We start from the raw sequence: 6,023 nt of genomic DNA on the forward strand, positions 1-6,023 counted from the left end.
TGCGGCGACCAAACCAAGGTGATCGAGGTTACGGATCGAGATAGCGGGTGCGGCCATGATGATCTACCTGCAAAAGAGAGTAATAGATCAGAACGGCCGATCGCCGTCAAGCACTGAAAATAGCAAAATCAGGTGCGGAATGACGGCGCCAATCCTGACTGTGAGCTTGCCTGGGATGGAAATGATCACGGCCGCGAGGCGGCCGTGATGGAGTCAGGAACAGTGGTGCCCGGCCCGCTCATGAGGAGGGTTTGGGCTCCAGGGTCGCAGCGACCGACTTGGCCGCCGAGCCGGTGAGCAAGGGCTCACCAGGATAGAGCACCAACGCATCGGCCCGCAGACGGTCGGCCTCTTCGGCCCGCCCCAACGCATTGAGGGCGATCACCATGTTGGCGTAGATGTTGGCCCTGGGGGTATGGCGCACGAACGCCTGCCCCCAGTCGAGGTAGGCTTCCAGCTCCGCCTTGTTGTTGGCCTGCAAACCCACCATCAGGCGCACCGCGTTGACGTCAAACTCCACCCGGGTCAACCAGGCCAGGGGATTGACGATGTCGAGCAACAGCGCCGGCTGCTTGTACCCTCCCCGTTCATACTTGGTCACCACCCAGGCGGTATGCAGGGCCGTCAGCATAAAGGGCACGACGATGAGGGGGATGGCTATGGCCGCGAAGCGCAGCAGCAGCCAGGGATGACAGACATACTCCCGCCAGTTGGCATGGGCCTGCTCCTCCACCTCCGCATCCAGCACATGAATGAGCAGCAGCAGCGCCCACCACAGGGCAATGGCGTGGTAGAAGGGATATTCGGTCTGGGTGTGCAGCAGTATGGGGATCACCAACGCCAATAGCGCCGACCCCTTGACCCAACCGGCCCGACCCAGTCGCCACAGCAAGCCCCCCCCCATCAGCGCCATGCCGAGCATGGGGGCCAGGCCGCCCTCCACCGCCCAGTAGAGGAATTCGTTGTGAGGGTGATCCAGGTTGTACTCGATCTGCACCATGGCGGGATTGAGGGCCTTGTCGGCCATGTAGTGCTGGAGGAATACGGACTCGAAACTGCCATAGCCCCAGCCGGTCCAGGGCGCTTCGGCGATCAGCTTGGCGGCATAGGGCCAGTAGATGGATCTCATACCGCCGGACTGATACATCTCCAGCCCCCGCCTGACCCCCGCCATCCAGAACTGGGATGCCAGCCCAAGCGTTATGCCCAGCGCAACCAGCCCCAGCACCCGGCCCAGTTGCCGCTCGCGATGCAACTGCGGCAGCAACAGGATCAGGGCCAAGGCGCCGCCCAGCTGACCCATCCGGGACTGCAGTACCACCAGCAGCAAGGATGTTGTCAGGATCACGCCATGACGCAGTCCCTTGAGCCAGGGATTGGCGTGCCCTCGCATCTGAAGCCATATCGCCAATGAAAAACCGGTCGCCATAAAGCTCGCCATCACATTGGCTTGCTGAAAGATGCCATAGGGACGATTGGCCCGGGTGTCGTAGCCTATCCAGTTGCCCGGTACCAACAGGTAGTACTGCACCAGGCCGAGCAGCGCCTCGATGGCCACCGCCCCCAGCAGCAGATAAAGCAACCGATCCCGTATCTGACGCTCCAGTTGCCACTGGTAAAGGCAGGCAAGAAACAGCAGACCGGCAAACAGCCCCAACAGGCGGGGGATGGCATAGTCCCTGAGCTCGAAGCCCGGATAGGCCATGGGCAGTAACATCAGCAAGCCGCCTAGCCACAGGACCGTCAGCAGTGGCGAGACCCTCAGCCGTTGGCTGAGAGTGACCTGCCACAGCCCCAGGGCCATGACCAGACTGGCGAAGATCCAGCCCCAGGCGTTGAAGGGCAGATAGAGACCGGCCCCGCCCGGGTTGTGCATGAAAAAGTGCATGCCCAGCAGCCAGTACAAGACCGACGTTCCCCAAAAAACCTTATGAACCAAACTGCAATCTCTTCCCATTTATGCCTCATATGCATAAAAAAGCCGTGACAGTGAAAACACTATCACGGCTCATCAGACTAACGAATCAATACCGAGAAGGGATTTACAACGGCAGGCGTTCTGTCATGTCATACAAGGTATGACTACGGCTGAGCATTTGCCCTCCATCCCTCGTCAAAGGAACCCATCCAATAGTTCCCTTGGATGTGGTGGGACGAATCAACATGAGATCAAAGGGAATCGTGATGTAAATGCCTTTTGTGAAACTGCCTTCCCCATACTCTTCAGCCGAAACATCCGTCAAGGTTGCGTATGCTCCCATCACAATCCCGGAATCAAAGCGCTTGGAGAAATCAAACGTGGCCCCCAGGTCACCAGCCAGATAACGCCCGACAGCTACCTTGGCAGTGACATTGTCCATGAAAGGCAACTGCCAATAGCCAGTCAAGTGACCCGTAGCAACGTCGTAATCAGCCATCTTCAGGGTGTTGTTCCAATCACGCTGCTTGACCCAGTTGGTATCCAGACCCAGAGCCCATGACTGACCGAAAGGACGATAAAGCACCTCTCCCCCGACACCGGCGTACATCATTTCCAGATAGCCGCCGTATGCCTGGCCGTACCACTCCTGACCAAGTTGCTCCATATGTGTTAACTGGAGGTTGTTCAGCAGAATATTGGAAGAGTCGACATACTCTCTCACCCAAGTGCGTACTCTCGGTAACGAATCCGTGTCGGCAGGTGGTGTTTTGTAATTAAATTTGTCGTAATTGTTCGCAATATTGAAGAACAACGTACCCTGTAACCAATCCTTATCGGAAAGACGCAGCTCACTGTTGGCATTAATGCCTATCTGATACATATAAAATGATTCAGGACCACCAAAAGATTGCGTCAGGGCCGGGTCAAATGAATAAGAGAACCACTCTGGTTCAGATTGGTAGCGGAGCGTTCCCTGGACAGGAGCAGGTACTTTTTGATGCTCTTCTACCACTGCCTCCTGCCCAAGAACCTGGGGCTGGTTCGCCTTTCGCACAGAGTCGAGATCAATCACCGTCTCTTGCAACTGGAAATCTCGCTGGCGCTCAATGACTCTCAACTCTTCGACAGTCTCAGGCAGATGATTAATCGCAACCAGAGCAGTACGATCGATCGCTTCTTGCTGGTCCCTATATTTGTGCTGTTGACCCAGCAAGGTTACAGTGGACTGGTCACTATAAAGTGATGCTGTATTCCAACCAGCATTGCTTTCAAACTGTCCTGCCATGACAGGCCAATCAACGTGTGACGAGTCTATCGGGGCCTTTTCAGCGATATACACAGGGCGAGGCTCATCTAAATGATTCTGACGTAAATCATTAAAGTTGGTCCGAAGAGTAACCCCCCACATCAGAGTATTTCCCCTCTGATAACTAAGATGAGTGTCCATGTAATCAAACAGACGATAAACAGCACCTATATTGATAGGAGATGAATGATCAATTTTCCCGGCAAATTCATTACTGTAATCATTGCCATCATATTCCAGCTTCAGGCGAAGTGGCTGCCAAGGTGTCTGGTATTCAACCCCCCCAAACAAAGCAGCATTACCGTGGAACATATTTTTTGTTTCAAATTTGCCACCACCGCTGGAATAGCCATTATCTCGTGAACACCAATCATTTTTCCACTCGCAAAAAGGATTGGTAATGTTCCCGCTCTCCCCCATATTTCCCCACCCCATACCAAGGGTGAAATCAAATGGGCCAACACGCTTGCTGCCGACAATGTACTCACTGTCAAACAGCCCCGTCCCCATCAGGTCACGAAAACCCAGAGAGAGATTCGGGATCCAGGTAGACTCTTCCAGCAACCTGACTTTGACATCCATGCCCTTGTCTTTGTAACTCTGGTCACCACTGAATCCGGAGTTTGCACTATAAAGGCGAGTTCTTACGTCGGTATAACGCAAAGTGGCTTCAAGCCAGTCGAACGGCTGCACTGACATAGACCAGCGACGGTACTGATCATCATCAACATAATTGGCACTGAATTCACCCGTCTTGGCCATTCTGGCGGTTGGCATTTGCAGCAAGCCAACGCCGCCGAAGTCACTTTGTGATGGACCCAACGGCTCAAAAATGTCGGCATCAGCGTGGGTTGCAAAGGATACCAGCAGGGCAATCAGTGAGAGTCTTGGATAAGTCATTTTGGCATCCGATTCGCTAACAACGTCAACATGCGTGTATTCAAGTCTGTATATTGCTCAGGCAGCACACTCGGCGCAAAACCGACAAACAGAGTGGCACCAGGCATGGCTTCAACATGGCGTTCATTCCAGATGGCAACGGGGATCCACTCAGATTTGCCACTGGGGGAAATCAGATACGCGCCGGTGTCATCACTTCCGGACAAGCGATCCAGCTTTTTCCAGTACTCTCTCAGCCCTGCCGCAGGCAAAACCGGGGCCTCGCCAGGGCGACCAATCAAGCCGGCCAGATAGATTTGCGAACGGCGAGGGGCAAGATACAGCTGATAATCCCCCTGCAATACGGGGTTGGCACCTGAGGGCGCCAGGCTGATATCCGGATCCACAGGCAATTCGAAACGCCCTGTCAAATGCAACTGCTGTAACTGTTGATTCAACTGTAAAGCGGCATGGGCGAGCTCAGCTTCATCATGCTGCTGCCAGTACGTTGCCAGCAATCTGAGATCCTTCAGCACGGCTTGCTGTTGATACTCAATGTCTTTTTGGCGCGCAGGAGTAGAAATATGAGCGACAGGCCAATAATTATCGTACTGAGAGACTGCCGAGTTTAACAACGCGTCACTCAACAGCATGGACTGGGGATGAGTCATTGTTGCTGTCGGTTGACCTTGCCACCAAACAGATACGGACACATCTGCCATAACAGGGGCAGCCCCCAAGGCTGCGAGCAATAAGCTATATATTATTTTCATGATGAATAGGGCTTAAGGAATGTCATTTCGATCATTGGCAAGGAAGGGCCTAATTGCTGCTGGAATTTACGAACTTGACCTGTCTGCTCATCGATCCAGAAATGATTCAGCCATCGCTCTTCATTCGGGGCGGTAACGACATGCTCTTCTACAATCGTCGTTTTATAGGGGCGGTCCATAATATTCAGAACCTCATTCCCCATCTGCGTGTAATGCATACTCAAGGGATAGCCACTGGTGTATTTTTTCGACCACTCAGCGACGCTATACCACACCATCGAGGGTGTCTTGTCTAACCGTGAAGTCTTCAGCGGATCCTTATCCAGACTCCCCAGATAGCGTAAATCATTTGGCAAACCCACTGTTTTAATCAAGCGCCCATGCTGGGTCACAAACATCACACCATCGGCGCTCATCCATGACATGCGCGGACCATTGACATATGCCAGTACAACCAACGCCTGGGGGAGATCGCCCACCTTGATATAGGCACTCGCATAGGGTAGCGCTCTCAGCTCGGATGAGGTCAGAACAATATCATCAGGCTTGTTGAACACATAACCCAGAGTCTCGATCGTCTGATGGGTCGAGTTGCTGCAGCCAGCCAATAAGAACGTGGCTGACCATACCAATAATCGGGAGGGGAAATAAGATAAATACTGTGCCACGCGCAATACACCATCCATGAGGGATAAGAAGAAAAACAAGGCTGCTCAAACAGAGCAGCCTTGTTGAATATTATCGGGTTGAGGTGGTGGTATTGGTATTGTTGTTACGGTTGTTGGATTCAGATACCGCAATCACAGTAACCAGTGCAGCAGCAGCCCCAATTGCAATGGTAGTACCAGCCACACCCGCAGCAGCACCGCTCGCCCCCGCACCTGCAGCACCGCCAGTTTCTTCGGCAGCCATGGCATTAGCAGAAACGGCCAGCAGGGCGGCCAAAACAAACGCAGTCTTCTTCATGTTATCTTCCTTTTTGTTGACACAGCTAAAACATAACCTGATTACCCATGACCCTCAGCCAGCTTCAAGAGCCGATATGGCATCGGAGGGCTTGCCACGACTGCATGCCCCAATTCAACAAACATACTCTTGAGGTCAAAACGATGATTAAACCGGAAGCAGTATTCAGCAAGATGCC

The 6,023-nt window shown here is 53.4% G+C and carries 5 protein-coding genes and 1 pseudogene; all 6 read right to left on the minus strand.

Features of this window, described 5'->3' with window-relative positions:
* Nucleotides 1-238 precede the first annotated feature (238 nt).
* Nucleotides 239-1,957 carry a Wzy polymerase domain-containing protein gene (locus tag MUW49_RS17230; RefSeq protein WP_244813014.1) on the minus strand — a complete coding sequence of 573 codons (1,719 nt, stop codon included), beginning with the start codon at nt 1,955-1,957 and terminating at the stop codon, nt 239-241.
* An 85-nt stretch (nt 1,958-2,042) separates the two neighbouring features.
* A complete protein-coding gene (locus MUW49_RS17235; RefSeq protein WP_244813015.1) occupies nt 2,043-4,127 on the minus strand; it encodes a YjbH domain-containing protein in 2,085 nt (694 codons plus the stop codon).
* Nucleotides 4,124-4,879 carry a capsule biosynthesis GfcC family protein gene (locus tag MUW49_RS17240; RefSeq protein ID WP_307773137.1) on the minus strand — a complete coding sequence of 252 codons (756 nt, stop codon included), beginning with the start codon at nt 4,877-4,879 and terminating at the stop codon, nt 4,124-4,126. Before MUW49_RS17240 ends, MUW49_RS17235 begins: the two co-directional genes overlap by 4 nt.
* On the minus strand, nt 4,876-5,547 hold the full coding sequence (locus MUW49_RS17245) for a YjbF family lipoprotein (RefSeq protein WP_226044921.1): 672 nt from the start codon (nt 5,545-5,547) through the stop codon (nt 4,876-4,878). The genes MUW49_RS17240 and MUW49_RS17245 overlap by 4 nt, the downstream gene beginning before the upstream one ends.
* A gap of 70 nt (nt 5,548-5,617) precedes the next feature.
* On the minus strand, nt 5,618-5,845 hold the full coding sequence (locus tag MUW49_RS17250; RefSeq protein ID WP_113979177.1) for a hypothetical protein: 228 nt from the start codon (nt 5,843-5,845) through the stop codon (nt 5,618-5,620).
* Nucleotides 5,846-5,886: 41 nt separating this feature from the next.
* Nucleotides 5,887-6,023: pseudogene (locus tag MUW49_RS17255) on the minus strand (IS1595 family transposase); the annotation flags it as partial.

Origin of the sequence: Aeromonas sp. LsrichE-8G (assembly GCF_022869435.1) — a bacterium.
GTDB lineage: Bacteria > Pseudomonadota > Gammaproteobacteria > Enterobacterales > Aeromonadaceae > Aeromonas > Aeromonas caviae.

Bases quoted from the DNA above. Each gene is read 5' to 3' on its own strand.
- MUW49_RS17230 (WP_244813014.1), bottom strand. From the start codon at position 1,957: ATGGGAAGAGATTGCAGTTTGGTTCATAAGGTTTTTTGGGGAACGTCG.
- MUW49_RS17235 (WP_244813015.1), bottom strand. From the start codon at position 4,127: ATGACTTATCCAAGACTCTCACTGATTGCCCTGCTGGTATCCTTTGCA.
- MUW49_RS17240 (WP_307773137.1), bottom strand. From the start codon at position 4,879: ATGAAAATAATATATAGCTTATTGCTCGCAGCCTTGGGGGCTGCCCCT.
- MUW49_RS17250 (WP_113979177.1), bottom strand. From the start codon at position 5,845: ATGAAGAAGACTGCGTTTGTTTTGGCCGCCCTGCTGGCCGTTTCTGCT.